Genomic DNA, 23,146 nt, shown 5'->3' on the forward strand with positions numbered 1-23,146 from the left:
TTCAGCGCGGCATGTAGCGCAGCTGCCAGCGCCGCGGGATCTTCAGCGAAACCAGGCCCAGCAGCAGGGCCAGCAGGGCGCTGGCGAGCAGGGCGGTGCGGTCGAAGCGCTGCTCCAGCAGGACCCCGGCGATGGCACCCAGAAACATGCCGCACCAAGGGATCAACTGTACCCGCCAGCCCAGCCGGCGTTGGCCCAGCAAGGTACGCCCCAGGCCTCGGCCGAAGCGTGACAGGGCGCCGGTGACGTAGGTCAGGCCAATCGGCAGGCCATTCACTTCCTCCACCACGGCGTTGATCATGCCCATGGCCGTGACCGCCGCCAGCAGCGCGGGCAGTTGCAGCAACGCCGGCAGCAAGGCAGCCAACACCAGCAGGGCGCCGATCAGGCTGAGCAGCGGCCAGGGGCGCCGGCCGCTTTTCGCCGCGATGATCACGCCCAGGGCGTTGCCCAGGATAAAGGCGCCGATCACCAGCACCAGGCGTAGCACCAGGCCCATCTCGGCGCTGCCCAGCGAGACGGCCAGGCGGGTGGTGTTACCACTCATGAACGAGACGAAATCGCCGGTGGCCATGAAGCCGATGGCGTCGGTCATGCCCGCCAGCACCGAGAGCCCGGCGACGAAATACAGCCCCACGGTGCCGCGGCGCTGCACATGGTTACGGCATTGGCCATTGGTCGACAGGCTCCCGGGCAGCATCGTCATGCTTCTCCGTCTAGTTCAGGCGAGCTTGCAGGCCGGCGATATGGGCCTGCAGGCGTTCATGTTCGTCGCGCTCGGCGGTGATGTCCTCGAACACGCTGATCAGGTGCTCGGGCTGGCCGTCGGCGTGACGTTGCAACGAGGTTCGGGCACGCACCCAGATGTAGCGGCCATCCTTGTGGCGCACGCGTTTTTCCAGTTCGTAACGGTCGATTTCTCCCGCCAGCATGCGTTCCAGCAGCACCAGGTTGCCGGGCAGGTCGTCGGGGTGGGTGAGCTGCTGGAAGGTCATGCCATACAGCTCTTGTTCGGTATAGCCCAACAGTTCGCAGAAGCTGCCGTTGACGCGGCTCCAGGTGCCATCCGGTTCGATATAGGCCAGAGCGCCCCAGGCCAGTTCGAAGATGGTGCGAAAACGCTCCTCGCTCTGGCGCAGCTCCGCCTCGGCCACCTTGCGTTCGGTGACGTCCATGCTGATACCGACCATCTTCACCGAACGCCCGGCGCTGTCCTGCAGCACCGTGGCGCGCGAGGCGATCCAGCGCTGGCTGCCGTCGGGGCGGGTGATGCGGAAATCACATTCGCAGCGGCTGCCGCTGGCCACGGCGCGGGTGTACATGGCGTGCATCTGCATGGCGTCTTCGGGGGCCACGTGCACCCAGAAGTCCTCGTTGTGCCGTACTGGCCAGCCGTACACGTCTTCGACGTTGGGTGAATAGGTCACCTCGTCGCTGACCAGGTTCCATTCCCAGGTGACGATGCGCGCACCTTCCTGGGCCAGCTTCATGCGCATTTCGCTTTCCATGATCTCAGCGGTGTAGCGCCGACGCAGGTCGGTCATCGGCAGCTCGACCACTTCGGCATGTTGCACGCTTTGCAGGGCCTCTTCGCCATAGCGCAACCAGATCCAGTTGACCTTGAGAAAGTCCGCCAGCTTGCGCAGGTTGTCGTAGTCGATCTCGCCGCCGCGGGTCCACTTATGCACGGCTGTGCGCGAGATGCCCAGTGCCGTGCCTACCGCCTGCAGGGTCAGCTTATGGTGCTCGAGCAGTTCCTTGAGGCGAAAGGCAAAGCTGTTTTCCGTCATGGTCAGGATCCTGGGCTTGGGCCGAAGCCGGCAGTATACCTGAGCTGTAAACTTCAGGTTGACGGGTTGCGTCAACCTTTTTGTGCAGTTCCATGAGAACGGGCAAGCAGTACGGTCAGGACAGGTAGCCGCCGTCGACATTGAGCGCGGTGCCGGTGGTATAGCTGGACGCCTCGCTGGCCAGGTACAGCACCGCGCCGGCCATCTCGTTGGGGTTGGCCACGCGCTTGAGCGGGATGTGCTGCAGCGCGGCGTTGAGAATGGCGTCGTTCTTGACCAGGGCCGAGGCGAACTTGGTGTCGGTCAGCCCCGGCAGCAGGGCGTTGCAGCGGATACCGAACTGCGCGCATTCCTTGGCGAACACCTTGGTCATGTTGATCACTGCGGCCTTGGTCATCGAGTAGATGCCCTGGAACAGCCCCGGTGAGACCCCATTGATCGAGGCCACGTTGATGATGCTGCCGCCACCGTGCTCGCGCATCAGCTTGCCGGCTTCCACCGACATGAAGAAATAGCCGCGGATGTTCACGTCCACGGTCTTCTGGAAAGCGCCCAGGTCGGTGTCCAGCACATTGCAGAACTGCGGATTGGTGGCGGCGTTGTTGACCAGGATGTCCAGGCGACCGAACTGCTCGCGGATGCCGGCGAACACCTGCTGGATCTGCTCCATCTCGCCGATGTGGCATGCCACGGCGCTGGCCTTGCCGCCTGCGGCGACGATGGCATCGGCTACGTGCTGGCAGCCTTCGAGCCTGCGGCTGGAGACGATCACGTGGGCGCCTTGCTGGGCCAGCAGGTGGGCAATGGCCTCGCCGATACCGCGGCTGGCGCCGGAGACGAAGGCGATCTTGCCGTCGAGGTCGAACAGGGTGGTCTTGGACATGCCGTTTTCCTTGTTGTCAGAGTGAGGACTTGCCGATCACCTGCAGGGCCATCTGCTCCAGCAGCCGGTTCATGTGGATGAACTGGGCGAAGCGCTTGTCCTGGGTCTGGCCGTGGTGGAAGCGGTAGTAGATCTGCTGGACGATGCCGGCCAGGCGGAACAGGCCATAGCAATAGTAGTAATCGAAGTTGTCCAGGCGGATGCCGGCGCGCTCGGCGTAGTAATCGACGAACTGGCGGCGGGTCAGCATGCCCGGGGCATTGCTCGGCTGGCGGCGCATCAGCTGTACCGGCGGTGGGTCATTGGCCTCGATCCAGTAGGCCAGGCTGTTGCCCAGGTCCATCAGCGGGTCGCCGAGGGTGGTCATTTCCCAGTCCAGCACGCCGATGATGCGCATCGGGTTGTCGGCATCGAGGATCACGTTGTCGAAGCGGTAGTCGTTGTGCACGATGCCCGGGCGCGGGTGGTCGGCAGGCATCTTGTCGCGCAGCCAGGCGATCACCTGTTCCCAGTGCGGTGCGTCTGGTGTCAGGGCTTTTTCGTAGCGGCTGGTCCAGCCCTCCACCTGGCGCTGCACGTAGCCTTCGGGCTTGCCCAGGTCGGCCAGGCCGCAGGCCTTGTAGTCGACCTGATGCAGCTCCACCAGACGGTCGATGAAGCTCTTGCACAGGGCCTCGGTGCGACTGGCGTCCAGGCCCAGGGACGGTGGAATGTCCGAGCGCAGGATGATGCCCTTGACCCGTTCCATGACGTAGAACTCGCTGCCGATCAGCGATTCGTCGGTGCAATGCACGTAGGCCTTGGGGCAGTAGGGGAAGCCGCTGTTGAGCTGGTTGAGGATACGGAACTCGCGGCCCATGTCATGGGCGGTCTTGGCCTTGTGGCCGAACGGCGGCCGGCGTAGCACGAACTCCTGTTCCGGGTAGGCGACCAGGTAGGTGAGGTTCGACGCACCGCCTGGGAACTGGCTGATGATCGGGGTGCCGCTCAGCCCGGGCACATGGGCCTTGAGGTAAGGGTCGATGACGGCCGCGTCGAGTTCTTCGCCGGGACGTACCTGGGTGGACTGGTCGGTGAGCGTCATGCGTTTACCTTATTATAGAGCGCGAGAACTATTGGCTAATCTAATTTCCGTAGGCCCTTGGTACAAGCGTGCCAGCGGCTCGATAGATGCCGATGTTGGCACCCGATCAGTGGGCCTGATGAACGCTTGGCTTCAGGCAGCGGGCAAAAAAAAACCGAAGCCCATCGGCTCCGGTTCTTTTCATTGGCGCGTGCCCATGCCACTCAGGCCGGGAACAGCTCGCTGAGCTTCATCGACAGCATCATGTCGCCTTCGACGCGCAGCTTGCCGCTCATGAAAGCCTGCATGCCGTCGGTATCACCGCTGACGATGCCTTTGAGGGTTTCGCTGTCCATGACCAGGGTGCAATTGGCGTCCGGGTTTTCGCCTTCCTGCAGGTCGCAGGTGCCATCCTTGACGATCAGGGCGTAGTGCTTGTCTTCGTCGGTGATGTTGAAACCGAACACCAGGTCCAGGCCGGCGGCAGCGGATGGGTTGAACTTCTCTTGCATCTTCTTGACGGCATCAGCTACGGAGGTCATGGCGCATTCCTTATAGAGTGATATTCACGTCCCCACGGGGACAACAGGCCGGGCTCATCGGTAGGTGACGAGCTCCGGCGCCCTCAACAGCTGCACATGGGCTTGGCTGTTGAAGGAAGCCAGTACCACGTCGCGGCCACGGAACTTCAAGTGGCTGAGCGACGTGTTGATGATCTGCCAGTTCAGCGCGAAGGCTTGGCTGGGGGTGATACGGGTAACCAGGTGGAGCAGGGCGGCGATGGTGCCGCCGGAGGTGAAGATGGCGATGTTGTCGCCGCTGTTGGCACCTTCGAGCACCCGATCGAGGCCAGCCCCGACCCGGGCGGTGAACGCCTGCCAAGTCTCCAGGCCGTCGTTTTCATGCTCGCCGTCGTGCCAGCGTTGCACCATCAGGGCGAACAGGCGCTGGAACTCGCTGCGGTTGCTGGCGGCGTTGCGCAGGATATGCAGCGCTTCGGGTTCCTGCGGCAGCAGACCGGGGAGCAGGGTGCGGATCATGCCGTCGGCGTCGAACTCGTTGAACGCGGCGTCGGTCTCAAGGGCAGGCGTGTGGCAGCCCTGGGCCTGCATGGCCTGGAGGGCCAGGCGCGCGGTGTCCTGCTGGCGGCGCAGGTCGCCGGCCAGGCAACGATCCAGGCGCAGCCCGAGCTGGGCCAGGTGCTCGCCCAGTGCGTGGCTCTGGCGTGCGCCCAGGGGCGAGAGGACATCGTAGTCGTCAGCGCCGAAGGAGGCTTGGCCATGTCGGATCAGGTAGATGTTGCCCACGTAGAGGTCCGGCCGATTGGAGTTGCTGCGAGGTTAGGATGCGACAGACAGGCTGTCAACGAAAAAACATACAAGCGTTTGAAAAGGTCGTTTGAACTGTGTTGCCAGCGTTTTCGCCGGCTGGCAGCGCCCCAAGCGCACCGGTATGCTTGCAACAGTTTCGCGCCCTGAGGCGCTGGTCTATCAAGGAGTCAATGTGGAGTTTCTTGCCGAGTACGCAAGCTTTCTCGCCAAAACCGCCACCCTGGTGATCGCCATCCTGGTGGTCCTGTCGGCTATCGCCGGCCTGCGGGGCAAGGGGCGGCGCAAGTCGGGCGGGCAGTTGCAGGTCACCCGCCTGAACGAGTTCTACAAGGATTTGCGCGAACGCCTGGAATCGGGCCTGTTCGACAAAGCCCAGCTCAAGGCCCTGCGCAAGCAGCAGGCCAAGGCGGAAAAACAGCAGAAGAAGGGCAAGGCCAAGGCCGAGGAGAAAGGCCGAGTGTTCGTCCTCGATTTCGACGGCGACATCAAGGCCTCGGCCACCGAGAGCCTGCGCAACGAGATCACCGCACTGCTGACCCTGGCCACCCCGCGTGACGAAGTGGTGTTGCGCCTGGAAAGCGGCGGCGGCCTGGTGCACAGCTACGGCCTGGCGGCCTCACAACTGGCGCGTATCCGCCAGGCCGGCATTCCGTTGACCGTATGCATCGACAAGGTAGCCGCCAGCGGCGGCTACATGATGGCCTGCATCGGCGAAAAGATTGTCAGCGCCCCATTCGCCGTGCTCGGCTCGATCGGCGTGGTCGCCCAGCTGCCCAACGTCAATCGCCTGCTGAAAAAGCACGACATCGACTTCGAAGTACTCACCGCCGGCGAATACAAGCGCACCCTGACCGTGTTCGGCGAGAACACCGAGAAGGGCCGGGAGAAGTTCCAGGAAGACCTGGACATCACCCACCAGCTGTTCAAGGACTTCGTCTCCCGCTATCGCCCGCAGCTGCACATCGATGAAGTGGCCACCGGCGAAGTCTGGCTCGGCGTCGCCGCGCTGAACCGCAAGCTGGTCGACGAGTTGCGCACCAGCGACGAATACCTCAGCGACCGCGCCCGCGAAGCCAACCTGTTCCACCTGCACTACGCCGAACGCAAGAGCCTGCAGGAGCGCATCGGCATGGCCGCCAGCGGCACCGTCGAGAACACCTTGGTGGGGCTGTGGAGCAAACTCGGCCGCCTGCGCTAACACCTTGAGCCCCTTGAAGATTTTTTATGATCAGGGGGTTGCAAGGTCCAAAGAATGTAGACATAATGGCGTCCATCGAAACGCAGCAAGCTTGAAAAAGTGCTGAAGTTTCAAGGAGATAGCGAAGCGTAAGCTGCTAGATCCGAACTTTGAGGCCGAGTAGCAAAGTGGTTATGCTCCGGATTGCAAATCCGTCTACGCCGGTTCGATTCCGACCTCGGCCTCCACTATTCAAAACCCCGTAGATCTAGGTCTACGGGGTTTTTCGTTATGGGCTGGAAATCTTAATCGTTTCCGCATCAGCACTCAGAGGAACCTGCGCATTGCGTCGGGGTTTTTGTTGTGATGGCTTTTTGATATATTTCGCCCGCAAATCGGAGGGGATCATGAAAAAAGCCGTACTCGCAGTCATCGCCGCAGCCGCCGTTATTTCCGGCTGTACAGTCCGTGTGGCGGACATGACGGTGGCCAGCACCAAGAACTACAACATCAATTCGTCGAAATTTGTGAAGGGGGCGCGAGTGATTGGTGAGGATAACTATCCTGTCATCATTTTCCCTACCGGCATCCCAAACATGAAAACCGCTATGGATCATGCAATTCAGAAGGACGAATGTGCCGTAGGCCTTACCGATGTCGTAATGAGTCAACTGAACCACTCCTTCCTGTTCGGTATGATCGGTTTCCGTGTCGAAGGTGACCTGATCATTGATACCTCTAGGCCAGGATGTGAGCGCCGAGCCTAAAGCGAAACTATTCCAAAAAGCCCAGCTTTCTCGCTGGGCTTTTTCGTTATGAGCACGTGACCCGGCTAGGCAGACCATATTACCGGTGAACCCTGGGCAGCAAGTGCGAAGCGGATTGTTGGCGCCATCATATTGACATCATTGGATGTAGAAGCAATCCTATAGCCTTCTCCTCTGATTGGATCACATCATGCTGAAGATTCTTGCTTTTGCCGTTTCATTTTTTGCGATGTCGGCAATGGCCGCTGACAAGGTGTCAGTTTCGAACATCCAGGTGAACAACACAGGTGGCTATCTCGCGGTTGAAGGCTTGGCGCGTAACAATACCGACACCACATTGAAAAACATCTTCGTCAAATTCAAACTTTACAACTCAGCTGGGCAAGTGATTGACAACACCATTGCCCATGGGCAGGACATCGGCCCCGGTGAAACCTGGAAGTTTTCGGCGCCGTCCAACCGTGACTTCGATAAAGCTCAGCTTTCAGGAGTGACGGTCTACTGATAGGGAGCCACGACCTAGGGGTGATGGCTTTTATATGCAGACGAATGCTATGGCTGAATGACATATTGCGGCGCTCGCTCCTACTCGGTCCGCTAAAACAGAACGATAGGGAGTCCGCCGGGTACGCACCGGCCATCTGCACCCGTTCCAAGGCTCGCCATTTCGGTGGGCCTTTTTCGTTTGAGTGTCTCTGGCCGTTCAGTTGGGACAAATCTGGGACACTGAAAAAGCCCCATTCTATAGCGTATAGAATGGGGCTTTGTGCATATTGCGGGGATCACTCATAGTGCTGCGAGCATGCGCTTGAATCGATTGTGAGCTTGGAGGTGCGTTCATCGAATTGGAATGTACGCCCTTCAATGTCTAGGTTCCGCTTGATGTGTTCCAGCGCAGCGGCCTCCTCAGGCTTGAGTTTGACTGTCGCAACGTTCGAGCCCGAGATCCCGATCTCGATGCGGATGTTATCTATAACGAGTTGCAGTTCTTCACTGGTCAATCTTTCAGTCATTACGTAGTCCTGTATGGCCGGCGCTGGGCTGGGCTCGGTGGAGTGTGGTGAGGTTATGTATGAGCAGCCTCTCGCTCTGGCACCAGTCGCACCTCGACGCGCTGACCAAGTGCGCGCGCGGCGCTGGCTAGGGTTGCCAATGTCATGCCTGGGTCGTCTTGGTCGAGCGCGCGGTCCACTGCAGTACGACTGGTATGCATGCGTGCAGCCAGGGCTTTCTTTGTTACCTTCTGGCTTTTCATGGCTTCAGCGATTTGCCAAGAGATGACTCGTTTGAGGGCGGCAGCAGACACTTCCTCTACGAGACCTTGCTCTGCAAGGAAATCGTCGAAATCGGAACCGATGTGCTGGTTCATTGCTTGCTCCTCTCTAGTGTTGCTTTGCGTTGTCTGGCGGTTTCCAGGTCAGACGCTGGTGTTTTCTGACTCTTCTTGATGAAGCCGTGAAGCAGAACCATGACGCTCCCGTCTACGGTGAAGAGCAGCCGGGCGATGGTATCTACGAGGTTTACCCTGACCTCCCAAAGGCCCTTCTCAAGCTTCCTGACAACCGGCATTCCGATTGGCCAGCCGACCTGAACCGTTTTGATTTCGGTTCCGATCATCCGCTTATGGTCACGGGGCAGATCGGTCAGCCATTCGCGTACCGGTTCGTTGCCCGCTTCCGTGCGATAAAAACTGACGGTCAATGTAGGCGGCGTTTTATCCATGCGGCCAGTGTACCAAAAATGGTGCTCTATTCAACTGGGGGGGATGTATGAGGGATTCGGCGACGAATTCGTGGCTTGATTCGGCTTCCGAGGCGTGAATCAAAGATGAGGGTGGGTTCGGATACGATGGCCTCCGATGGCGGTTGTAGGGCCGCCCGTGTATACACATAGACCCCATTCTATACGTATAGAATGGGGTCTATGTGTATGTGACCTACGGGTTGCTGTGCTTCGCATTGGCCTAGGCGTTCAGCAGGCTCATTAACACCCGACCATCAGGGCCGCTATCGCCCTCACTTGTATTTATCGAGCTTGGTCTCCGGCCCATTCTTGGCAATCTCCTGCGCCTTGCCATAGCTTTCGATCAAGCACTTGTACTCAGGGCACACATGCTCCGCCAGGATTTCTGCGAAGCGCGACCCTTCGGCTCTGTTCCATGTGCGCATCAATTCCGCGACGATCGCAAAGGTATCGGTAGGAATCGCCCCCGCTTGGGTGACGCGGGCAATGGTCGTATCGGTCGCGAGCTTGCTCCAGTTGCCGGAGGCATCGACCACGCAATACGCCTTGTAGCCAGCCTGCACTGCGCTGATGGCAGGAAACGCCATGCACACGCTGGTGAGCGTGCCGGCGATGATGAGGGTCTTGCGCCCCGTCTTCTCGATCGCTTCTACGAAAGGTGGGTTGTCCCAGGCGTTGATCTGGCCGGTGCGCGGTACATAGACCGCATGCGGCGCGTACTGGTGGACTTCCGGAATCAATGGCCCGTTGGGCCCATCCGGCACGGAAGCCGTGGTGATGACCGGAATGTTCAGCAAGGTGGCCGTCTTGGCAATGGCGATCACGTAGTTGCGCAGGTCGGGAATGGGGACATCGCGAACCGTGTTGAACAGCCCGCTCTGATGGTCGATAAGCAGGATGACAGAGTCATCCGGGTCTAGCATTCCGTTGGTGGAAGCCATGCTGACACCTCGCAAGCCTAGGGTTGTGTTTCACCGCTCTCGGGAGGTGAGAGCATCAAAAAAAGTAGACGCGCCCTACCGATTGCGCAAGCAAGGGCAGCCGGATCGACTCTGACCAGACATTTCAGCTTGGCAGCCTAGACTTCGAGCGAGATAACGGTTACGGCGGTATTGGGGAGTGGTCGGACACCGTCGCCGAGAACAAGGCCATGCTTGGAAAAACTGCAGACGCTAAAAAGGTAACCATCAGGTTCGAAGGGCCCTTTCTTCAGTAGCCCGCGCCACCTCTGCCGCCCATGTTGTCCAGCGGCTGCCTGGGTTTTTGTTCTGTTGCGCAACTCGTGAAGCTTTTTCGTTCCACTTTCCCGGCCTCATCGAAGCCGATGCTGTAGGTCTGCTGTTGCCCCGGCTTGGTGAGGATGTAGTCGGCGCAGCTGCCTGCCGTGTCGGGGCGTTCGGACTCCGACAAGGGCGGCCCGGCAATCTGCAGGACTTGCTCCTTGCTCATGCCCATTTCGACTTCCGAGACCAATGGCAGGTCGTTATAAATGGATGAAGGGTTGGTGCAGCTAGCGCCTGCCGCCAGTGCGATGGCCAGCGCGAAGAAGGGTGCTTTCATGCTGATGCTCCCGGCAGAGTATCGATAAAAACTCCAAGGGCATCATGAAATTAAAGTGGGTGGCGGTGGCATGCGCCAATGCCGGTCTGGCATGGGCGCGTCTTAGGTGCTGTACGAAAAGCCTTGATACTCGGTGATGCTGCGTTGAAAACAGTCTCGGAGTGCTCATCTACAACCCGTAAAGTCGTATGCGATCCCGACCGTTCCTCGGCTGTTTTCGCCTACAGAACCTAGCGTTGGCAGTTGAACGCCAGCGCGTCGATCTCGCCATGCTCATCGACAGATTTCACGCCCAGGCTGTCTGCGCCAAGTTCCCCTGCCTTGTTGAAGGCCATGTTGATGGCGTCGTCAGCGGAGCTGCCCTGCAGGGTGAAGCGGTCGACCAGGTCGCAGGCATTGACCGACGAGGCTGTCACCAGGTTTACCCGCTGGCCTTGCTCGGTCAGCTGGGTGGTGCAGCCGGGTAGCAGCGCGATCGCCAGCAGGGCTGCGGCAAGATGTATCGAAGGGGCCGGGTGAAGGGGCATCGTCGGGCATCCGTGGCGTGTGGAACAGGAGCCTCATCATCACCGATTCGGGAGCGAGTGTCTCGTATTGCTGCATCGGCCCAATCGCCGGCAAGCCGGCTCCCACCCGTTTGCGCCGCCCTTGTGGGAGCGGGCTTGTCCCGCGATTAGGTCGGCCCTGGCATCACCGATAGGTGGCAGGGCTACGCCCTTGATCGCGGGACAAGCCCGCTCCCAGCAGTGGTTCCTGTTCGGCTCAGAGCTTGGATACGTCCGGCTGTACAGCTTCGACGGGCGTCTCTTCGGTGGTGGCCATCTGCGTGGGCAGGTTGGACACGGTCACCGCGTACTTGCCTAGGTCCTGCTCCTGGCGCTGGAAGTTGATCGCCACCTTTTCGCCTTTCCAGGACATGACTTCGGTCAGGTAGGACGCGCCAGAGCTCATCTTGATCCAACGGCTGTTTTGCTCGGCCGGTTCGCCGAACTGCTCGGTGAGCATGTCGGTGACCAGGTAGAGGCTGTTGGCATTGCCGCTGAAGACCAGCTCGCTCACCTGTCCGCCCGCCAGGGTCGCCACCAGGCTGTAGCCAGGGGAAATGGGCAGGTAGGGCAGGCCGCGGATTTCGAAACGATCCGGGTCGGAGGTGGCGACGCGGCAGGGTTCGGTTGGCCTGGTCTCATCGGTAGGGCATTCGGCAACCTGCTTGAGGAAGTCGCCTTGCAGGTCGATGCCCAGGAACGAACTCGGTTCCTGGCTCCAGACGCGGTTGGCCTGGCCTGGGCCTGCCCAGGCAGGGAGGGCGACGAGCAGGCTCGCCGAAACAGCCAAAAGGGAGAGAGGCCTCATGGAGTCCGTCCTTGGAAGGAAAAGTGGATATAGGGCTGCAGAATACTCACCCGCGCAGCGCATTCAATGCTGTCAATAGGCTATGCCAGACGTAATAGCATTCTGCCGGTTGAGTAAGACGTTTCGGATAAGTTCAATTTTAAGCGGAAAATTGTGACAGATTTCACACTTTTCGGCAGGGGGCGGCTCGCCAAGAGGCAGAAAAGAAAAACCCGCCGATGGGGGAGGCGGGTTAAAGAACGTACGAAGCAGTTTCAGTGTGCCTATACGTTTGTCAGAAAAACGTGAAGAGCATGTTCACAACCTGTTGGAGGCCTATAGGTGGATCAGGTCCAACTGGCTGATCACGCAAACCGAGCCATCCTCTGGCGAGGTGGTGTCGCTGTAGTCCACCTGGTTGTAGACCCCGCCATGGAAATTGAAAATGCGCGCTCGCCATGACTCGGCCAGTTGCAAGGCAATACGCCCCGTGCGGCCATTGCAGCTCGCGCCCAGAACCACGGCGCCGGAGGCAGCTACCTCGATGCTGATCTCGAACGTTGCATTGAGCGGGACCTCCGCCAGCAGGGTGCTGGTGGGTGCCGTGGCTTGATTGAACTCCGCACGAAAGCCGTAGGTGAGCTTGCCTTTGTTCCAGAATACCTTGATGGGTGGGCTGTCATCGTCCTTTACGTGCAGTTGGGAGATCACCACCTTTTGTATCGAGTTGACCTTCTCCAGTTTGAACAACTGGTAGTTGCGATGGTTGGCGGCGCTGTCCAGGGCCCAGTAGACGGCTTCTTTCCATTCGCAGCGAGTGCGATGGGTGCTTTTGCTGGAAGCCCCCTTGGTCGGTGCGCTCATGCGTACTGAACCGTCGGGCAGGCGTGCAACGTAGTCGGGCAGGGTGGCCAGGGCTACGGCGCCGGTGACTTCCAGTGCGGTGGGGTCGGTGGCGGATTTGGCAACGGGGGTGGTGATGATCAGGTTATCGATGTTCACGGCCATGCGGGTTCTCCTTGCAAAAAGATAGGTCCACACTTGTGCGAATCGGGGCAGCAGGCAGGGTTCCGAAAAATGCGCCAGGGCCAGATGAAAAGGCGCCCATAAAAAAGCCCGCCAGGGCGGCGGGCAAGGACGTTTTGAAGGGAGAGCCTCGACATTAACCGGGCGGCAGTTAAGCGAGCGTTAAGTGCTGCGCCATTGACCGACGCCTGCGATCAGCCTATACAGGCGTGCCTTTATTTCGTGAGCCCTGCCATGCACGACGAAGACGACCTGCACGAGCCCGAGCACGATCATCTGCTCGACCATGAGTTTTTCGATGACGACTCAGACCCGGAGGCCGATGCCCATGGGGCGTTGGACGAGGCCGAGGAAGACGAAGAGCTGCTGGATGATTTCGATGACGACGAACACCCGGCCTGGCACGACGACGTGGACGATTGAGCCCATCGTCGCCGTGCCGGCGCGCGCAGTTCAGCGGCGGTCGAGGGAGAACCGCCCGGCGCCGCTCACGGCCAGCAACAACAGGCCGCCGGTAATGCTCATGTTCTTGAGGAACTGGGTCATGTTGGCGCTACGTTCAGGGTCGACCATGTTCCAGAACGGGTGGCCGATCAAGGCGGTGCCCACTACGAACAGCGCGAGCAGGAATGCCAGTGGGCGGGTGTAGAAGCCGAGCAGCAGCAGGATACCCACCGCGAATTCCATGATCACCGCGACGGCGGCTGCCAACGTCGGGGCAGGGGCGCCGAGTGAGGTCATGTAGCCCACCGTGCCTTCGAAGCCGGTGAGTTTGCTCCAGCCGGAGAGGATGAAGAGGATCACCAGCAGGATACGGGCAAGCAGGATGATGATGTCGCGTTGGCCTTCGAACAGGGAGTAGCGCATGGTGGCGTTCCAGTGGAAAGGGACAATTTCACTGTAGCAGCCGCTTCGCTGTTCGCTGTGAGATGGCCCTGCAAGATTTCGCACGCCTGCATGCAGCCGCGTTCCGGCCGATACAGCGGCGATAAAAAAGGCGCCACCAGGGCGCCTTTACAGAATGAGATGGTGCGAGTGGCGGGACTCGAACCCGCAAGGCTCACGCCGACAGATTTTAAGTCTGCTGTGTATACCAATTCCACCACACTCGCACGCTTGAAAGGGTCTTGCGACCGGCGCGCTTCCAAGGTGGAAGGGCCTGGCAATCAAGCGCGCTTTATAACCCATCGTTATAGACGAGTCAACCATACCCCTTATTTCAGGGGGTAATCGATTTGGCGATCTCGCGTAGGTTCCAGGCCGAGGTGAGTAGGCCTCGGGTATGGCCGTCCATCACCTTGGCATCGTTGCCATGCATCGTGTGGTGCAGATAGCGGACATGGCCGGCAAGCCCGCGGCAGACCTCTTCGAGCTGCGTAGCCGTACGCTGCAGGTCCTCCTGCAAGCATTGCATTCGATGGTTGGCGGGCATGGTCTTCCTTGGCTGGCCGGCGGCGGGTGGACTATAGGGCAATTGACACGCTGCTGTCATTACGCCACTGTTCCAGTCATGGGATCCAATGAGCCTTCGACATGACCTCCGTGACGCCCTCTCCCGCGAACACCCGCGTCGTGCGGCCAAAACTGTTCTGGCGATTAGTGTTCGTCCAGGTCTACTTGCTGGCCATTTTTCTCTACCTGAGCCTGGCGGCGCTGGGTGGGTACCTGCTGATGCTGGGCTTCGATGGTCTGCACCCACAGCCGCAGCGCACCTTGGCGTTGGCGGGCGGTGCAGTGATCGTGTTGGTCTGCCTGTGGCTGCTCAAGGTCGCGATGCCTCGGCGTCTCGGCCCCAAGGTGATCGAGCGGGAAATCTGACGAATCTGCAGCCGGTGCTATGAGAGACCGGGACTTTTGACTACGCTCAGTGGGTGGCCTTGGTAGTGCCCGCGGAGCTTGCATGGTTTTACCCGACAGTCCCTCCCGCCCGGAAATGCCACCTAACCGCTACGAGCAGCTGGTTCAGTCGGTCGTGGACTATGCCATCTACATGCTCGACCCGTCGGGCGTGGTGGTGTCCTGGAACACAGGTGCCGAGCGGATCAAGGGCTACCGTGCCGACGAGGTCATCGGGCAGCATTACTCAGTGTTCTTCACACCCCAGGACCGTGCCGATGGCCGCCCGCAGCAACTGCTGCGCCAGGCCTTGGAGCAAGGCGTGGCCCAAGACGAAGGCTGGCGGGTACGCAAGGACGGCAGTCAGTTCTGGGCGCTGGCGGCCCTGGATGTAATTCGCGACGAGAATGGGCAGATCGTCGGCCTGGCCAAGGTAACCCGCGATATCACCGACCGCCGCGAGTCGTCCCTGCAGCTCGATGCCATCCGCGCCCAGCTGTTCCAGGCCCAGAAACTCGATGCCCTCGGCCAGCTCACCGGTGGCCTGGCCCACGACTTCAACAACCTGCTCACCATCATCCTTGGTGCTGCCCGGTTGGCCCAGGGCAGCCAGGACCTGCAACGGGTCCGGCGGCTGCTCGAGCATATCGTCAGCGCCGGTGAGCGGGGCACCCAGCTCACCCGGCAACTGCTGACCTTCGCCCGCCACCGGCAATTGAGTGCCACACGCGTCGCCCCGGCTGAACTGATCGCCTCCACCCGAGGTCTTCTGCAGCATGGGCTGCCGCCGGGCATCGAATTGCAAGAGTGCCTGCAGCCCGACCTGCCGCTGATCGAGGTGGATGTCGCGCAGTTGCAGATGGTGTTGCTCAACCTGCTGTTCAATGCCCGGGATGCGACCGGCAACGAAGGGCGCATCGTGCTGGAGGTGAGCTGCGTCGAACTGGCCGGCGAGGTGGAAGGCCTGCACGGTCGTTTCGTTCGCTTCGACGTGCGAGACACCGGCGAAGGCATCGACCCGAAGGTATTGCCACGGATCTTCGAGCCGTTTTTCACCACCAAGCCCTTTGGCAAGGGCACCGGCCTTGGCTTGAGCCAGGCCTATGGATTCGCCAGGCAGAGCAACGGCGCCATCTGCGTGGCCAGCCAAGTGGGCGAGGGGACCTGCATGACCCTCTACCTGCCCGCCTGCCCAAGCGCCATCGACCTCGACCACAACGGGTAACGACCCATGGCAGAACCACTCAAGCGCCTGGCGACGGGCATCGAAGGGCTGGACATACTGCTCAAGGGCGGCCTGTTGGCGGGAGCGTCCTATATCGTCCAGGGGCCGCCAGGGGCAGGCAAGACCATCCTGGCCAACCAGCTGGCGTGTAGCCATGTGCGAAGCGGTGGCCGAGTGCTGGTGGCGACGTTGCTCAGCGAATCCCACGAGCGCTTGTTCCAATACCTGTCTACCCTGGCGTTCTTCGACCCGGCCCTGGTCGGTGACCAGATCCAGTTCGTCAGCGCATTCGATACCCTCGAGCAAGAGGGTCTGGATGCGGTGGTGCGGCTGTTGCGCCAGGAAATCGCCCGCCAGCAAGCCAGCCTGTTGATCGTCGATGGTCTGCTCAATGCCCGCGTGCGCGCGGAAACCAGCCTCGATACCAAGAAGTTCGTCTCGGAACTGCAAGGGCACGCGGCATTCGCCGGGTGCACCGTGCTACTGCTGACCAGTGCTCGCCTCCAGGAGGGCAGCCCCGAGCACACCATGGTCGATGGCGTGCTCGAATTGAGCGAGCAGTTGGTGGGCAGCCGTGCGGTGCGCCAGATCCAGCTGCGCAAGACGCGGGGAAGCGGCGCGTTGTCGGGCTTGCATGAATGCCTGATCGACCAGGGTGGGTTGCAGGTCTTCCCACGTCTGGAGGCGCTGTACAGCCATCCCAGCCATCCGGGCTCGGCCACCTTCACCCGGGTGTCCACCGGCAGCACCACGCTCGACGAAATGCTCGGCGGCGGCGTAGGCCAGGGTTCGGTAAGCCTGGTGATGGGGCCATCGGGTATCGGCAAGACCTCCTTGGGCCTGGCGTTTTTGTCTGCCTCGACCGCGCAAGCGCCGGGCCTGCATTTCGGTTTCTACGAAACACCTGCCCGGCTGGGCTTGAAAGCCACGGCGCTGGGGTACGACTTCGTGCGGCTCGAGCGCGAGAAAGCCCTGGAGCTTTGCTGGCAGACCACCACCGAGGGGTTGCTCGATCAACTCGGGGCGCACTTGCTTCGGCGTGTCGAGCTGCTGGGGGCGCAGCGGGTGGTGATCGACAGCCTGGGTGCCTTCAGCCGCCTGGCTATCGATCCGGCCCGGCTCAATGCCTTCTTCCGTGCCTTGATGGGCGAGTTGCGAGCGCGGGACGTGAGTGTCCTGGCGACTTGGGAAATGCGCGATATCTTCGGTTCCGAGATCACCGCGCCAGCCCCGGACCTTTCGAGCATCGTCGACAATCTGTTGCTGATGCGTTTCGTCGAGCTGGACTCCCGGCTGCGGCGCATGGTTTCGGTCCTCAAGGTGCGCGACAGCCATCACGACCCGGCGTTGCATGAGCTGCGCATGGGCCCGCAGGGCATTTTCCTGCACAAGGCCTTCGAAGGTGCCAGCGGGGTGCTGTCGGGCACGCCCGTACCCTCGGGGAGTGACTGATGGTATAGCGCGATGAACACGATCCTGATCGTCGATGACGAATACCTGATAGCCGACATCCTCGGGTTTGCCTTGGAGGACGAGGGTTTTCTGGTGGAAAAGGCGAGCAATGGTTGCAAGGCCCTGGATGCGCTGAAGGAAAAACGCGTGGAGTTGGTGATCACCGACTACATGATGCCCTTGCTCAATGGCGAGGAGCTGGTCAGGGCGATTCGCGATGAACTGCAACTGGCAGACCTGCCGGTGATTCTCATGAGCGGCGCGCAGGCCAACCAGGGGCGTATTTGCCCCGAGTTGTTCGACGCGGTATTCGACAAGCCGTTCGACATGGACAGGATGATCGCCAAGGTACGCGAATTACTGGGCACCTGAGGCGCTACCCCGCGTGGGCGGGTCGATCGGTCAAGCGCATCCGTGCGGCTCGAGGCAAGGGCGGTCAGTGCTGGTCGTCGTTTTTCTCCGGGGCCGGGTTGCCTGCCTGGATGCGTTTGAAGATCTCTTCGCGATGGACCTGGACATCCTTTGGTGCATCGATACCGATCCTCACTTGCATCCCTTTGACTCCCAGAATGGTGACTTTGATGTCATCGTCAATGACGATGCTTTCGCCAACCTTGCGGGTGAGTATCAGCATGTAGTTCTCCTTGGTGATGATGTAGTCCGCGCGGCCTTTTACCGCAGCGGTGGGAGCTGGTCCCTCTTCCTTCTCATTAAAGACGCTTTCGGCGAAGAGTAATTCCCCCGCAGATAAATTCTGTTACTTGTCTTCAGTCGCAGGTGCCGAAACCAACCGTAAGGTGATGCGGCGAAGGCGCTCGATGGCAAGGATAGGGGGCTGGCGGCCAGATGGGAAATTTCTCTGCTAGATAGAGTAAATAGAGCAATACAATAAGCGTTTATTTCGTTAACGCCTGTAGGAAAAGTAGCAATGACGCCTCCTCAGGCTCCAGCCCCCGGCGAGGCTTGACCCGTGGCAAGGCGGCCAGCCGCCCCTGCTGGTAATGGTCGAGCACGGCGGGGTGAATGTAGCAGCGCCGACAGACCGCGGGTGTATTGCCCAGGCGTGCAGCTACCTGTCGGACAATCGCCGCGACCTGGCGCCGGGCTTCGCTTTCCGACTCCCAGGCCAGGGGGCGCAACAGGTCCAGGGCCAGGACGCTGCCTGCCCAGGTGCGGTAATCCTTGGCGGTGAAGTCGGCACCGGTCAGCTGCTGCAGGAACTGGTTGACCTCGCTCGACCCCACCGCATGGCGCTGGCCGTTTTCGTCCAGGTATTGGAAGAGCGTTTGCCCAGGCAGATCCAGGCAGCGCTTGATCAGCCGCGCCAGGCGCCGGTCACGCAAGCTGACATTGTGCTCGACGCCCCGTTTGCCTCGGAACTGAAAGCGTATGGTACTGCCCTCGACACTGACGTGGCGGTTGCGCAGGGTGGTCAACCCATACGACTTGTTCTCTTTCAGGTATTGCCGGTTGCCGATACGAATCAAGGTACTGTCGAGCAGGCTGACCACCAGGGCCATGACCCTCTCCCGATCCAGGCCAGGCCGCGCCAGATGCTGTTCCAGCTGCCGACGCAGGTCGGGCAGTACCTGGGCGAAGGCCAGCATGCGGTCATATTTGTGCTGGTCGCGCAGTGCCCGCCATTGCGGGTGGTAGCGATACTGCTTGCGCCCGCGGGCATCGCGGCCGGTGGCTTGCAGATGGCCCTGAGGGTCGGGGCAGATCCATACCTGGGTGTAGGCCGGTGGTATCGCCAGGGCGGCGATGCGGGCGAGGGTCTGGGCGTCACGTATGCGCTGGCCTTCGGTGTCGAAATAATGGAAGCGGTCGCGCCAGCGGCGCCGGCTCAGGCCAGGTTGGCTGTCGTCTACGTAATGAAGCGCTGCAGGCAGCGGGCAATCGAGCATGGGCGGTTGTCCATCGAACGGTCACAGATCAATGGACAACGGCCCCCAGGCCATTGCTCAGCCCAGCAGCGCCACCGACTTGATCTGCGCCCACAGCATCTGGCCTGGGTGCAGGTCGAGGTGGTCGGCCGAATAGCGGGTGATACGTGCCAACAACGGGCTGCCGGAGGCATCGAGGCTCACCAGGACGTGCGCCGGATTGTCCGCCGGGCGGCATTCGCGGATACGCACCGGCAGGCGGTTGAGGATGCTGGATGCAGGGTCGGCACCCAGCGCCAGGCTCACGTCGCGGGCCTGCACTTTCAGGCGCAGCGGCTTGCCAAGGGTGAGCGCAGGGTGTGCGATGCGTAGCAGCGGCCCGTCGCTGCCGTGCAGACGCACATCGAACAATTGGTAATGCGCATCATGGCCGACCACGACGCCTTCGAGCACCACGCCGGCGTCTTCGCCCTGGGCGAGGGGCAGGTCCAGGCGCGCCAGGGTTTCGCCGACCGGGCCGCAGGCCAGGGCGCGGCCCTGCTCCAGCAACACCAAGTGGTCGGCCAGGCGCGCCACTTCATCCTGGGCATGGCTGACATAGACCAGCGGGATCTCCAGTTCATCGTGCAAGCGTTCCAGATAGGGCAGGATCTCGCGTTTGCGCGGCGCATCCAGTGCCGCGAGCGGCTCATCCATCAGCAGCAGGCGGGGGCTGGCGAGCAAGGCGCGGGCAATGCCGACCCGTTGCGCCTCCCCCCCCGACAGCGTCGCCGGCCGGCGCTCGAGCAGCTCGCCGATACCCAGCAGGTCGCAGGCATGGGCCAGGCTGACCTTGCGTTCGCCTCGGCCGATACGTCGCCAGCCGAATTCCAGGTTGCCACGCACCGACAGGTGGGGGAACAGGCTGGCTTCCTGGAATACATAGCCCAGCGGCCGTTTGTGCGGTGCCAGGAAAAAGCCGCTGGCGCTGTCCTGCCAGACGTCGCCATTGACCTCGATATAGCCGTCGGCTCGCTCCAGCCCGGCCAGGCAGCGCAGGCAGGAGGTCTTGCCCGAGCCGGAGTGGCCGAACAGCGCGCTGACGCCGCGCCCGGGCAGGTGCAGGTCGACATCCAGGGTGAAGTCGCCGCGCGCCAGCTTCAGGCGCGCCAGGATCGATGGGTGCATGTCAGCTCCAGCCTGCCTTGCCACGGCGCCCGGCGTAGAGCGTCAGCAGCACCAGGAACGAGAACACCAGCATGACACCGGCCAGCCAGTGGGCCTGCGGGTAGGCCATGGCCTCGACGTGATCGAAGATCTGTACCGAGACCACGCGGGTCTTGTCGGGGATGTTGCCGCCGATCATCAGCACCACGCCGAACTCGCCTACGGTATGGGCGAAGCCCAGGACACTGGCGGTGACGAAGCCGGGCCTGGCCAGCGGCAGTACTACATGGATGAAGGTGTCCCAGGGGCTGGCGCGCAGGGTCGCGGCCACCTCCAGCGGCCGCTGGCCGATGGCGCTGAAGGCGTTTTGCAAAGGCTGCACCACGAACGGCATGGAATACACCACCGAGCCGATCACCAGCCCTGCAAAGCTGAACACCACGCTGCCCAGGCCCAGGGCCTCGGTCGCCTGGCCGATCCAGCCGTGGGGGCCGAGGACGATCAGCAGGTAGAAGCCGATCACGGTCGGTGGCAGCACCAGGGGCAGGGCCACCACGGCCCCGATCGGCCCGCGCAGCCACGAACGGGTACGCGCCAGCCACCAGGCGATCGGCGTACCCAGCACCAGCAGGATCACGGTGGTCAGGCTGGCCAGCTGAAGCGTCAGCCAGATCGCGCCCAGGTCAGCGGCGTCCAATGGCATCAGATGTCATACCCATAGGATTTGATCACCGCGACTGCCTTCGGGCTCTTGAGGTAGTCGACCAAGGCCTTGGCGGCTGGGTTGTGCTTGCCTTTATCGAGGATCACCGCGTCCTGGCGGATCGGGTCATGCATCTGCGCCGGGACGATCCACGCCGAGCCGCTCTGCACCTTGCCATCCTTGTAGACCTGCGACAGGGCCACGAAGCCCAGTTCGGCATTGCCGGTGGAGACGAACTGGAACGCCTGGGTGATGTTCTGGCCCTCCACCAGCTTGGGTCGGGTGGCTTCGGCGAGGCCGAGCTTGTCGAGCACCTGGGTGGCGGCCAGGCCGTAAGGTGCGGTCTTGGGGTTGGCGATGGACAGGTGCCGGTAGTAGCCGGTCTTCAGGACTGCGCCTTGCGCGTCCACATGGCCGGGCTTGGCCGACCACAGCGCCAGGGTGCCGATGGCATAGGTGAAGCGGGAGCCGGGAACGATGCGCTTTTCCTGCTCGAGCTTGGCCGGGGTGCTGTCATCGGCGGCGAGGAACACGTCGAACGGAGCACCGTTGCGGATCTGCGCATAGAACTGGCCCGTGGCGCCATAGGCGGCCACCAGCTTGTGGCCGGTGTCCTGCTCGAAGGCCTTGGCGATGGCCTGGATGGGCGCTGTAAAGTTGGCCGCTACAGCCACCTGGACGTCGTCGGCCCAGGCGCTGTTGCAGGTGATCAGGCTGGCCAAGGCACTGGTAGCCAGGAGCGGTAGGCGGATGCGCATGGGGTGGTCCTTGCTGGGTGGGTATCGTTATGTCGTTAACTATATAGCGATCGAGTGCCGGCCGGGAAGGGGCTGGAGCGTCAGGGGCGGCTCGGCCGGAAAGGGCATTGGCGGGCGCCGGGGCAGGGCGCTACCATCGGCGGCGACGTCCTTCCCATTTCAACAAGCACAGGAAGCGTATGAACGAAGAAACTCTCTCCTTGCAGGAGCTGGCGGCCCCGGAAGGCACCTGCTTCGGCTGCGGTTGCTCCCATCCCAGCGGCCTGCACTTGAAAAGCCATTGGGACGCCGACGGTATTCACCTGCTGTGCCGGCATTCCCCCGACAGCGGTTTCATCGGTTGGCCGGGCCTGGTCTATGGTGGCCTGCTGGCCATGCTGGTGGACTGCCATTCCAACTGGACCGCCATGGCCTACCACTACCGTGCCGAAGGGCGCGAGCCGGGCAGCCTGCCGCGTATCGACTGCGTCACCGGCACGCTCAACCTGACCTACCTCAAGCCCACCCCGATGGGCGTCGAGCTGCTGCTCAAGGCCCGGGTGGAAGGTGAGGTAGGGCGCAAGAGCCGGGTTGTCTGCGAGGTTTGGGCAGGTGACGTGCTGACCGTCACCGCCGACTCGCTGTTCGTCCGGGTGGATACCGAGAAACTCAAGCTCAAGGCCCACGGCCAGGCGTGACTGTGCGGGGAAGTGGCCGGCGCGGCGGGTTGGTTCTAGAGTGATAGGTCCATTTCTTCCAAGGGTTGACCCATGACCGATCTCGGCGCATTCCCCATTACCCGCAAATGGCCGGCGCAGCATCCCGAGCGCCTGCAGCTGTACTCACTGCCCACGCCCAACGGTGTCAAGGTATCGATCATGCTGGAGGAGATCGGCCTGGCCTACGAGGTGCACAAGGTCAGTTTCGACAACGACGAGCAGATGAGCCCCGAGTTCATCTCCTTGAGCGCGAACAACAAGATCCCTGCCATCCTCGATCCTAACGGCCCGGGTGGCCAACCTTTGCCGTTGTTCGAGTCTGGGGCGATTCTGCAGTACCTGGCCGAGAAGACCGGCCAGTTGCTCAGCCAGGACCCGGCGACCCGATACCAGACGATTCAGTGGCTGATGTTCCAGATGGGCGGCATCGGGCCGATGTTCGGCCAGGTGGGCTTCTTCCATTTCTTCGCTGGCAAGGCGTACGAAGACAAGCGCCCTCGGGACCGCTACGTCAACGAGTCGAGGCGCCTGCTGGGCGTGCTCGACCGGCATCTGAACGGCCGAGAATGGATGGTGGACGAATACAGCATCGCCGATATCGCGATCTTCCCGTGGGTGCGCAACCTGGTTGAGCGCTATAACGCCCGGGAGCTGGTGCATTTCGACGAGTTCAAGGACGTCCAACGCGTGCTGGCCAATTTCCTCGCGCGCCCCGCTGTGCAGCGAGGCCTGACCATCCCAGGCTGAGCCCAGCCTCTGGGTACACAGCC

General features: G+C 61.6%; 31 protein-coding genes and 2 tRNA genes. 11 read left to right on the forward strand and 22 right to left on the reverse strand.

Going from position 1 to position 23,146, the window contains the following annotated elements:
- Position 1 precedes the first annotated feature (1 nt).
- From ACXHGZ_RS07890 to ACXHGZ_RS07915, 6 genes are all read right to left on the reverse strand, one after another.
- Positions 2-700: a YoaK family protein gene (locus ACXHGZ_RS07890; RefSeq protein ID WP_084855675.1), complete on the reverse strand. Its 699-nt coding sequence runs from the start codon at positions 698-700 to the stop codon at positions 2-4.
- Between the two features lie 16 nt (positions 701-716).
- Positions 717-1,790, reverse strand: a complete 1,074-nt coding sequence (locus ACXHGZ_RS07895; RefSeq protein ID WP_480463196.1) for a PAS domain S-box protein — start codon at positions 1,788-1,790, stop codon at positions 717-719.
- Positions 1,791-1,905: 115 nt separating this feature from the next.
- Positions 1,906-2,673 carry an SDR family oxidoreductase gene (locus ACXHGZ_RS07900; RefSeq protein WP_224458759.1) on the reverse strand — a complete coding sequence of 256 codons (768 nt, stop codon included), beginning with the start codon at positions 2,671-2,673 and terminating at the stop codon, positions 1,906-1,908.
- Positions 2,674-2,689: 16 nt separating this feature from the next.
- A complete protein-coding gene (locus ACXHGZ_RS07905) occupies positions 2,690-3,757 on the reverse strand; it encodes a phosphotransferase family protein (protein WP_084855672.1) in 1,068 nt (355 codons plus the stop codon).
- 203 nt (positions 3,758-3,960) lie between these two features.
- Positions 3,961-4,278 carry an SCP2 sterol-binding domain-containing protein gene (locus ACXHGZ_RS07910; RefSeq protein WP_084855671.1) on the reverse strand — a complete coding sequence of 106 codons (318 nt, stop codon included), beginning with the start codon at positions 4,276-4,278 and terminating at the stop codon, positions 3,961-3,963.
- A gap of 54 nt (positions 4,279-4,332) precedes the next feature.
- Entirely contained in the window at positions 4,333-5,043 is a 711-nt protein-coding gene (locus tag ACXHGZ_RS07915; RefSeq protein ID WP_480463198.1) for a histidine phosphatase family protein, read from the reverse strand.
- 196 nt (positions 5,044-5,239) lie between these two features.
- On the opposite strand from ACXHGZ_RS07915, the gene sohB reads away from it, so the two are divergent.
- The 4 genes from sohB (at position 5,240) to ACXHGZ_RS07935 (ending at position 7,516) form a co-directional block, all read left to right on the forward strand.
- Positions 5,240-6,265 carry a protease SohB gene (gene sohB / locus ACXHGZ_RS07920; RefSeq protein ID WP_084855669.1) on the forward strand — a complete coding sequence of 342 codons (1,026 nt, stop codon included), beginning with the start codon at positions 5,240-5,242 and terminating at the stop codon, positions 6,263-6,265.
- Between the two features lie 153 nt (positions 6,266-6,418).
- Positions 6,419-6,492: transfer RNA gene (locus ACXHGZ_RS07925), tRNA-Cys, on the forward strand.
- A 159-nt stretch (positions 6,493-6,651) separates the two neighbouring features.
- Positions 6,652-7,011 (forward strand): hypothetical protein, encoded by a 360-nt coding sequence (locus ACXHGZ_RS07930; protein ID WP_480463199.1) that lies wholly within the window; start codon positions 6,652-6,654, stop codon positions 7,009-7,011.
- A gap of 190 nt (positions 7,012-7,201) precedes the next feature.
- Positions 7,202-7,516, forward strand: coding sequence for an FxLYD domain-containing protein (locus ACXHGZ_RS07935; protein WP_480463201.1), 315 nt, complete (start codon positions 7,202-7,204; stop codon positions 7,514-7,516).
- A gap of 277 nt (positions 7,517-7,793) precedes the next feature.
- On the opposite strand, the gene ACXHGZ_RS07940 is transcribed toward ACXHGZ_RS07935, so the two are convergent.
- From ACXHGZ_RS07940 to ACXHGZ_RS07975, 8 genes are all read right to left on the reverse strand, one after another.
- Positions 7,794-8,024, reverse strand: coding sequence for a hypothetical protein (locus ACXHGZ_RS07940; RefSeq protein WP_368829127.1), 231 nt, complete (start codon positions 8,022-8,024; stop codon positions 7,794-7,796).
- Positions 8,025-8,077: 53 nt separating this feature from the next.
- Complete coding sequence (locus ACXHGZ_RS07945) at positions 8,078-8,380, reverse strand: Fis family transcriptional regulator (RefSeq protein ID WP_368829126.1); 303 nt, start codon at positions 8,378-8,380, stop codon at positions 8,078-8,080.
- A complete protein-coding gene (locus ACXHGZ_RS07950; RefSeq protein WP_480463202.1) occupies positions 8,377-8,733 on the reverse strand; it encodes a type II toxin-antitoxin system RelE/ParE family toxin in 357 nt (118 codons plus the stop codon). The genes ACXHGZ_RS07945 and ACXHGZ_RS07950 overlap by 4 nt, the downstream gene beginning before the upstream one ends.
- A 293-nt stretch (positions 8,734-9,026) precedes the next feature.
- Positions 9,027-9,695, reverse strand: a complete 669-nt coding sequence (locus ACXHGZ_RS07955; protein ID WP_084855658.1) for an isochorismatase family protein — start codon at positions 9,693-9,695, stop codon at positions 9,027-9,029.
- A gap of 268 nt (positions 9,696-9,963) precedes the next feature.
- Complete coding sequence (gene osmE, locus ACXHGZ_RS07960) at positions 9,964-10,314, reverse strand: osmotically-inducible lipoprotein OsmE (RefSeq protein WP_480463203.1); 351 nt, start codon at positions 10,312-10,314, stop codon at positions 9,964-9,966.
- 230 nt (positions 10,315-10,544) lie between these two features.
- Positions 10,545-10,841 (reverse strand): hypothetical protein, encoded by a 297-nt coding sequence (locus ACXHGZ_RS07965; RefSeq protein WP_480463204.1) that lies wholly within the window; start codon positions 10,839-10,841, stop codon positions 10,545-10,547.
- 235 nt (positions 10,842-11,076) lie between these two features.
- A complete protein-coding gene (locus ACXHGZ_RS07970) occupies positions 11,077-11,667 on the reverse strand; it encodes a hypothetical protein (RefSeq protein ID WP_143515180.1) in 591 nt (196 codons plus the stop codon).
- A 315-nt stretch (positions 11,668-11,982) separates the two neighbouring features.
- The gene (locus ACXHGZ_RS07975; protein ID WP_480463205.1) at positions 11,983-12,654 is read right to left on the reverse strand and encodes a polysaccharide lyase family 7 protein; all 672 of its coding nucleotides are present in this window, start codon (positions 12,652-12,654) and stop codon (positions 11,983-11,985) included.
- Positions 12,655-12,906: 252 nt separating this feature from the next.
- Here ACXHGZ_RS07975 and ACXHGZ_RS07980 point away from each other — a divergent pair, with 252 nt between their 5' ends.
- Positions 12,907-13,095 (forward strand): hypothetical protein, encoded by a 189-nt coding sequence (locus ACXHGZ_RS07980; RefSeq protein ID WP_324815433.1) that lies wholly within the window; start codon positions 12,907-12,909, stop codon positions 13,093-13,095.
- Between the two features lie 30 nt (positions 13,096-13,125).
- Here ACXHGZ_RS07980 and ACXHGZ_RS07985 read toward each other — a convergent pair whose 3' ends face one another.
- The 3 genes from ACXHGZ_RS07985 to ACXHGZ_RS07995 all read right to left on the reverse strand — a co-directional run bounded on the left by ACXHGZ_RS07985 (position 13,126) and on the right by ACXHGZ_RS07995 (position 14,104).
- Entirely contained in the window at positions 13,126-13,539 is a 414-nt protein-coding gene (locus ACXHGZ_RS07985; RefSeq protein ID WP_480463206.1) for a DoxX family protein, read from the reverse strand.
- A 160-nt stretch (positions 13,540-13,699) separates the two neighbouring features.
- A tRNA-Leu gene (locus ACXHGZ_RS07990) sits at positions 13,700-13,784 on the reverse strand.
- Positions 13,785-13,891: 107 nt separating this feature from the next.
- Complete coding sequence (locus tag ACXHGZ_RS07995; protein WP_143515179.1) at positions 13,892-14,104, reverse strand: hypothetical protein; 213 nt, start codon at positions 14,102-14,104, stop codon at positions 13,892-13,894.
- A 110-nt stretch (positions 14,105-14,214) separates the two neighbouring features.
- Between ACXHGZ_RS07995 and ACXHGZ_RS08000 the strand changes: the two genes are divergently transcribed.
- From ACXHGZ_RS08000 to ACXHGZ_RS08015, 4 genes are all read left to right on the forward strand, one after another.
- A complete protein-coding gene (locus tag ACXHGZ_RS08000) occupies positions 14,215-14,490 on the forward strand; it encodes a hypothetical protein (RefSeq protein WP_480464011.1) in 276 nt (91 codons plus the stop codon).
- Positions 14,491-14,572: 82 nt separating this feature from the next.
- On the forward strand, positions 14,573-15,733 hold the full coding sequence (locus ACXHGZ_RS08005; protein ID WP_480463207.1) for a two-component system sensor histidine kinase NtrB: 1,161 nt from the start codon (positions 14,573-14,575) through the stop codon (positions 15,731-15,733).
- Positions 15,734-15,739: 6 nt separating this feature from the next.
- Positions 15,740-17,185, forward strand: a complete 1,446-nt coding sequence (locus tag ACXHGZ_RS08010; RefSeq protein ID WP_480463208.1) for an ATPase domain-containing protein — start codon at positions 15,740-15,742, stop codon at positions 17,183-17,185.
- 12 nt (positions 17,186-17,197) lie between these two features.
- Positions 17,198-17,557, forward strand: a complete 360-nt coding sequence (locus ACXHGZ_RS08015) for a response regulator (RefSeq protein WP_084855644.1) — start codon at positions 17,198-17,200, stop codon at positions 17,555-17,557.
- Positions 17,558-17,621: 64 nt separating this feature from the next.
- Here the strand turns inward: ACXHGZ_RS08015 and csrA are convergent, their stop codons facing one another.
- The 5 genes from csrA to modA form a co-directional block, all read right to left on the reverse strand.
- Complete coding sequence (csrA, locus tag ACXHGZ_RS08020) at positions 17,622-17,819, reverse strand: carbon storage regulator CsrA (RefSeq protein ID WP_043211735.1); 198 nt, start codon at positions 17,817-17,819, stop codon at positions 17,622-17,624.
- A gap of 262 nt (positions 17,820-18,081) precedes the next feature.
- Positions 18,082-19,092: a DNA topoisomerase IB gene (locus ACXHGZ_RS08025; protein ID WP_324815424.1), complete on the reverse strand. Its 1,011-nt coding sequence runs from the start codon at positions 19,090-19,092 to the stop codon at positions 18,082-18,084.
- Positions 19,093-19,149: 57 nt separating this feature from the next.
- Complete coding sequence (gene modC / locus ACXHGZ_RS08030; RefSeq protein WP_480463209.1) at positions 19,150-20,238, reverse strand: molybdenum ABC transporter ATP-binding protein; 1,089 nt, start codon at positions 20,236-20,238, stop codon at positions 19,150-19,152.
- Between the two features lies 1 nt (position 20,239).
- A complete protein-coding gene (gene modB, locus ACXHGZ_RS08035) occupies positions 20,240-20,920 on the reverse strand; it encodes a molybdate ABC transporter permease subunit (protein ID WP_480463211.1) in 681 nt (226 codons plus the stop codon).
- Positions 20,920-21,678 (reverse strand): molybdate ABC transporter substrate-binding protein, encoded by a 759-nt coding sequence (modA, locus tag ACXHGZ_RS08040; protein WP_480463212.1) that lies wholly within the window; start codon positions 21,676-21,678, stop codon positions 20,920-20,922. The genes modB and modA overlap by 1 nt, the downstream gene beginning before the upstream one ends.
- A gap of 179 nt (positions 21,679-21,857) precedes the next feature.
- Between modA and ACXHGZ_RS08045 the strand changes: the two genes are divergently transcribed.
- Together ACXHGZ_RS08045 and ACXHGZ_RS08050 are read left to right on the forward strand one after the other, a co-directional pair.
- Positions 21,858-22,355 carry a PaaI family thioesterase gene (locus ACXHGZ_RS08045; RefSeq protein WP_480463214.1) on the forward strand — a complete coding sequence of 166 codons (498 nt, stop codon included), beginning with the start codon at positions 21,858-21,860 and terminating at the stop codon, positions 22,353-22,355.
- Between the two features lie 72 nt (positions 22,356-22,427).
- Entirely contained in the window at positions 22,428-23,123 is a 696-nt protein-coding gene (locus ACXHGZ_RS08050) for a glutathione S-transferase N-terminal domain-containing protein (RefSeq protein ID WP_480463215.1), read from the forward strand.
- Positions 23,124-23,146 lie beyond the last annotated feature (23 nt).

Source organism: Pseudomonas shiyinii (assembly GCF_056725765.1).

Bases quoted from the DNA above. Each gene is read 5' to 3' on its own strand.
- ACXHGZ_RS08005 (WP_480463207.1), top strand. From the start codon at position 14,573: ATGGTTTTACCCGACAGTCCCTCCCGCCCGGAAATGCCACCTAACCGC.
- ACXHGZ_RS07950 (WP_480463202.1), bottom strand. From the start codon at position 8,733: ATGGATAAAACGCCGCCTACATTGACCGTCAGTTTTTATCGCACGGAA.
- ACXHGZ_RS08050 (WP_480463215.1), top strand. From the start codon at position 22,428: ATGACCGATCTCGGCGCATTCCCCATTACCCGCAAATGGCCGGCGCAG.
- ACXHGZ_RS07940 (WP_368829127.1), bottom strand. From the start codon at position 8,024: ATGACTGAAAGATTGACCAGTGAAGAACTGCAACTCGTTATAGATAAC.
- ACXHGZ_RS07965 (WP_480463204.1), bottom strand. From the start codon at position 10,841: ATGCCCCTTCACCCGGCCCCTTCGATACATCTTGCCGCAGCCCTGCTG.
- ACXHGZ_RS07895 (WP_480463196.1), bottom strand. From the start codon at position 1,790: ATGACGGAAAACAGCTTTGCCTTTCGCCTCAAGGAACTGCTCGAGCAC.
- ACXHGZ_RS07980 (WP_324815433.1), top strand. From the start codon at position 12,907: ATGCACGACGAAGACGACCTGCACGAGCCCGAGCACGATCATCTGCTC.
- ACXHGZ_RS07955 (WP_084855658.1), bottom strand. From the start codon at position 9,695: ATGGCTTCCACCAACGGAATGCTAGACCCGGATGACTCTGTCATCCTG.
- ACXHGZ_RS07975 (WP_480463205.1), bottom strand. From the start codon at position 12,654: ATGGCCGTGAACATCGATAACCTGATCATCACCACCCCCGTTGCCAAA.
- ACXHGZ_RS07905 (WP_084855672.1), bottom strand. From the start codon at position 3,757: ATGACGCTCACCGACCAGTCCACCCAGGTACGTCCCGGCGAAGAACTC.
- csrA (WP_043211735.1), bottom strand. From the start codon at position 17,819: ATGCTGATACTCACCCGCAAGGTTGGCGAAAGCATCGTCATTGACGAT.
- modC (WP_480463209.1), bottom strand. From the start codon at position 20,238: ATGCACCCATCGATCCTGGCGCGCCTGAAGCTGGCGCGCGGCGACTTC.
- ACXHGZ_RS07890 (WP_084855675.1), bottom strand. From the start codon at position 700: ATGCTGCCCGGGAGCCTGTCGACCAATGGCCAATGCCGTAACCATGTG.
- modA (WP_480463212.1), bottom strand. From the start codon at position 21,678: ATGCGCATCCGCCTACCGCTCCTGGCTACCAGTGCCTTGGCCAGCCTG.
- ACXHGZ_RS08045 (WP_480463214.1), top strand. From the start codon at position 21,858: ATGAACGAAGAAACTCTCTCCTTGCAGGAGCTGGCGGCCCCGGAAGGC.
- ACXHGZ_RS07995 (WP_143515179.1), bottom strand. From the start codon at position 14,104: ATGCCCGCCAACCATCGAATGCAATGCTTGCAGGAGGACCTGCAGCGT.
- ACXHGZ_RS07935 (WP_480463201.1), top strand. From the start codon at position 7,202: ATGCTGAAGATTCTTGCTTTTGCCGTTTCATTTTTTGCGATGTCGGCA.
- osmE (WP_480463203.1), bottom strand. From the start codon at position 10,314: ATGAAAGCACCCTTCTTCGCGCTGGCCATCGCACTGGCGGCAGGCGCT.
- ACXHGZ_RS07910 (WP_084855671.1), bottom strand. From the start codon at position 4,278: ATGACCTCCGTAGCTGATGCCGTCAAGAAGATGCAAGAGAAGTTCAAC.
- ACXHGZ_RS07970 (WP_143515180.1), bottom strand. From the start codon at position 11,667: ATGAGGCCTCTCTCCCTTTTGGCTGTTTCGGCGAGCCTGCTCGTCGCC.
- ACXHGZ_RS08010 (WP_480463208.1), top strand. From the start codon at position 15,740: ATGGCAGAACCACTCAAGCGCCTGGCGACGGGCATCGAAGGGCTGGAC.
- ACXHGZ_RS08025 (WP_324815424.1), bottom strand. From the start codon at position 19,092: ATGCTCGATTGCCCGCTGCCTGCAGCGCTTCATTACGTAGACGACAGC.
- ACXHGZ_RS08015 (WP_084855644.1), top strand. From the start codon at position 17,198: ATGAACACGATCCTGATCGTCGATGACGAATACCTGATAGCCGACATC.
- ACXHGZ_RS07930 (WP_480463199.1), top strand. From the start codon at position 6,652: ATGAAAAAAGCCGTACTCGCAGTCATCGCCGCAGCCGCCGTTATTTCC.
- ACXHGZ_RS07945 (WP_368829126.1), bottom strand. From the start codon at position 8,380: ATGAACCAGCACATCGGTTCCGATTTCGACGATTTCCTTGCAGAGCAA.
- modB (WP_480463211.1), bottom strand. From the start codon at position 20,920: ATGCCATTGGACGCCGCTGACCTGGGCGCGATCTGGCTGACGCTTCAG.
- ACXHGZ_RS07985 (WP_480463206.1), bottom strand. From the start codon at position 13,539: ATGCGCTACTCCCTGTTCGAAGGCCAACGCGACATCATCATCCTGCTT.
- ACXHGZ_RS07900 (WP_224458759.1), bottom strand. From the start codon at position 2,673: ATGTCCAAGACCACCCTGTTCGACCTCGACGGCAAGATCGCCTTCGTC.